At 64.7% G+C, this 3,446-nt stretch carries 3 protein-coding genes; 2 read left to right on the forward strand and 1 reads right to left on the reverse strand.

Annotation, left to right across the window (positions count from 1 at the left end):
- Window positions 1–161, reverse strand: a 161-nt coding sequence (locus WP12_RS23775; protein WP_152663831.1) for a transposase, incomplete at its 3' end; no start/stop codon positions are given.
- Window positions 162–256: 95 nt separating this feature from the next.
- On the opposite strand from WP12_RS23775, the gene WP12_RS00275 reads away from it, so the two are divergent.
- Together WP12_RS00275 and WP12_RS23260 are read left to right on the forward strand one after the other, a co-directional pair.
- Window positions 257–2,086 (forward strand): type IV secretory system conjugative DNA transfer family protein, encoded by a 1,830-nt coding sequence (locus WP12_RS00275; protein ID WP_046191772.1) that lies wholly within the window; start codon window positions 257–259, stop codon window positions 2,084–2,086.
- A 2-nt stretch (window positions 2,087–2,088) separates the two neighbouring features.
- Window positions 2,089–3,240 (forward strand): LPD7 domain-containing protein, encoded by a 1,152-nt coding sequence (locus WP12_RS23260; RefSeq protein ID WP_052730125.1) that lies wholly within the window; start codon window positions 2,089–2,091, stop codon window positions 3,238–3,240.
- Window positions 3,241–3,446 lie beyond the last annotated feature (206 nt).

The following is a 3,446-nucleotide window of genomic DNA, read 5'->3' on the forward strand; positions in this document are numbered from 1 at the left end:
GTCGGCAGATCACGCCATGGACTGCCCGTCCGGACAATCCATAGCACTGCCTCCAAAAATAGACGGTTGTTCCTCCCGCTTCGTCCCGGGTCGGTCGGCTTACCCAGACAATGCGGTTCCATCTTTGCCCACTGGGCGTCGGTCAGTACGAAGCGTTCCATCCAAAGTGTGAATCACATCTCCCCAAAAATGTGAATCCTAAATCCCCACAACCCCTAGAACCCGCGCCATTCTCATCGCGCTCGGGGTCGCTGCCATGCTCGCCGCGGTTGCGACCACCGGGATGCTGGTCGCGCTGTTCGGACTCGGTCAGCTTTCGCCGCATCTGCGCATCGAGCGCGTCCCCTATTTCTTCTGGTATTATCGGCATGATCCGACGGTCCGGACCTGGTTCACCCGCGGCCTGCTCCTGTCGGGCGGCACCGTCGCGATCCTCATCGCAACGATGCTGCGGCGGCGCGCCTCGCTCTATGGCGAGGCGCGCTTTGCGCGCGAGGCCGAACTGCGCCGCGAGGGGCTGCGCGATGATCATGGCATCATTCTCGGCCGCCAGCGTGGCCGCTATCTGATCTTCGGCGGGACCGAACATGCGCTGCTCGAGGCGCCGACCCGAAGCGGCAAGGGTGTCGGCGTCGTCATTCCCAATCTGCTCAACTGGCGCGATTCGGTCGTCGTACTCGATGTGAAGAAGGAAAATTGGGATCTGACGGCAGGCTTTCGGGCAGGGCAGGGCCAGCAGGTGTTCTTGTTCGATCCGCTCGACACAGGCTGTCGGACCGCGCGCTACAATCCGTTCAGCTATATCGACCGGACCAATCCGATCGAGGTGGTCAACGAGCTGCAGAAGATCTCCGTCATGCTGTTTCCGGCCCCCGAGCGCGGCGATCCGTTCTGGACCGAGGCGTCGCGCGTCGGCTTCGTCGGGATCGGCGGCTATGTCGCGGCGACCCCTGACCTGCCCTTCACGATCGGAGAAATCTACCGCCACCTCACCAATGGCGACCCCAAGGTACGATTGCCACGGCTGGTGCGCGAGCGCGACGCCGCGGGCGATCCGCTGTCGCAGGCCTGCGCGAGCGCGATCGCCGACTTCACCTCTGCCTCAGACAACACCTTCGCCTCGATCAAGCAGACGATCACCGGCCGGCTCAATCTCTGGCTCAACCCCTATGTCGATGACGCGACCTCGGAGAGCGATTTCGACCTGCGCGATCTGCGCAGCCGGCGCCTGTCGATCTATCTCGGCGTGTCGCCGGACAATATCGAGCGGATCGCGCCGCTCTATAATCTGCTCTTCCAGCAACTCGTCGACCTCAACACCCGCGATCCCGCCACCCACCGGCAACCGGTCGAGGTGCTGGTCCTGCTCGACGAGTTCGCCCGCCTCGGGCGCGCCACCACCATCGCCAGCAGCATCGCCTATATCGCAACCTACGGCCTGCGCCTGCTCCTCGTCATCCAAAGCCGCGCCCAGCTCCGCGCCATCTACGGCCATGACGAAGCCGAGAATATCGTCACCAATTGCGGCCTCGAGATTGCGTTCACGCCGAAGGAGCTGCGCGTGGCCAACGAACTGTCCGAACGGCTTGGCTATTATACGACCAAGTCCGTCTCCAAGAGCCGCACCATCCATGGCCTTCTCGCCAACCGCAGCCAGTCCGAGGCGGATCACCGGCGGGCTTTGATGCTGCCCCAGGAGCTGATGCAGCTGCCCAAGGAGAAGATGCTCATCCTGCGCGGCGGCATTCCCCCGATCCTGGCCGGCAAGATCTTCTATTATCGCCGCCGCGAATTGACGCGCCGGCTGCTGCCAGCACCGCCCGTGATGAAACGCGCACTCACGCCTATTCCGCGCCTTATCGAACGCCGTCCGAAAGCGGACGACCACCAACCGCAGGAGATGACCATGACCCCGGATGTCATTGCGGGCGACCAACCGCTCGCTCTCGATCCGCAGGATCTCGACCTCGACACTGTCACCTTGCTGCAAGCGGATCGCCTCGACGTCGACGAGGCCGCGCAGATCGTTCAGGACGTGATCGCCCGCCAGCTCGGCATCGTCGATCTGCTCGACCGGGAGGCATGAGCATGGCGCAGGATGATATCGCCGTCGCACCGGCGGAGGACAGCGGCGACAGCGCGATCGCGCCCGATGCTGAGCCTGGCGCGCGAGCCCGGTCCCGGCTCGTTGGCGACATGCCCGACCATGTCGGCCAGCGATATTTTATCGAAGAGCGTGGGCTGCGCCGCGAACAACGGCTGTTCGAGACAGCGCATGATGCCGCGCCCACCATCCGTGATCTCGGTCATCGGCTGATCGTTGCCACCGAAAGCGCAGCCGTGGTGCGGGATCTGCTCGACATCGCACAGCATCGGGGATGGGCGAGGATCGATGTTTCAGGCAGCGACCGCTTTCACCGCATGGTCGAGCAGGAGGCGCGGGAGCACGGCGTTGATGTCGCACATCCGCGCTCGCACGACGGGCGCTCGGCGGTGAACGGGACGCACTCAAGCCAGCGCAAACCGGTGGAAAAGCAAAGGTCGCCGGGTGATTTCCGGGCGGGGGTGACCGGCATCATCCTCGAGACCGGTGAGGCGCCGTTCAATGGCCGGCCAGGCCAGCGCCCCAGTCCCTATATTGACCTGCAGCTCGGCGACGGGCGGATCCGACGCGCTTGGGGCGCTGGGTTGCCCGCCGCATTAGCGCGCGAGCGGATCGAGGTTGGCGACTCGATCCTGCTGCGCGAGGACGGCACCGAGCGCGCCGAGGGCAGTAAGCGCCCGCGCAAGCGATGGGTCGCCGACCGACAGGCCGAGCAAGGCCGAGAAAAACCTGCAGCGCCCGTCGAGCGGGAGGAAGCCGCGCCAAAAGCGCGGGATCGCTCCGGCAGTCTGCCGCTCAGTGAGCGCTTTCGGCGGGGCAGTCCGCGCGAGCGCGCCGACGACCCTGATCTCCGCGCGGCGCAATCGCAGCTGATTGCGGCCAGGGCGCTCGCATCGGCCTATCTGGCTCATAATCCCGTCTCAGCGGCGCTGGTTGCATCGCGGCTGGAAGGCATGATTGCCTCCTCGCTGGACAAAGGCCGGCGCTTCTCGGTGGCGCGCACGCGTGAGCGAGCTGATGGCCGACACGAGCTGGTGCTGGAGCGTGGTACGGACCGCGACCGTCCGGTGTCGGCAGCGAAGGCCGAAAGGCACCCCGAAATCACCAAGGTGCGGGACCGTGGCCGCCGCCGCTGAACTCGCAATTCGGCAGGCGAGGACATCAGTCGAGCGGACCTTTGCGTGCTTTCTAGCGGAAGTCACGCGGCTTGACCTTGATGCCTTCGGTCAGCTGTCGACCCAGAGCCGGTCATTCAGATCAGCCACCGCGAACGGCTGCTACTGGCAGAAGCTGCCGACGAACGCTCCGAAGCATAGAAAACTGAACCTTTAAGTGAATATAT

This window comes from Sphingomonas sp. SRS2 (assembly GCF_000971055.1).
GTDB lineage: Bacteria > Pseudomonadota > Alphaproteobacteria > Sphingomonadales > Sphingomonadaceae > Rhizorhabdus.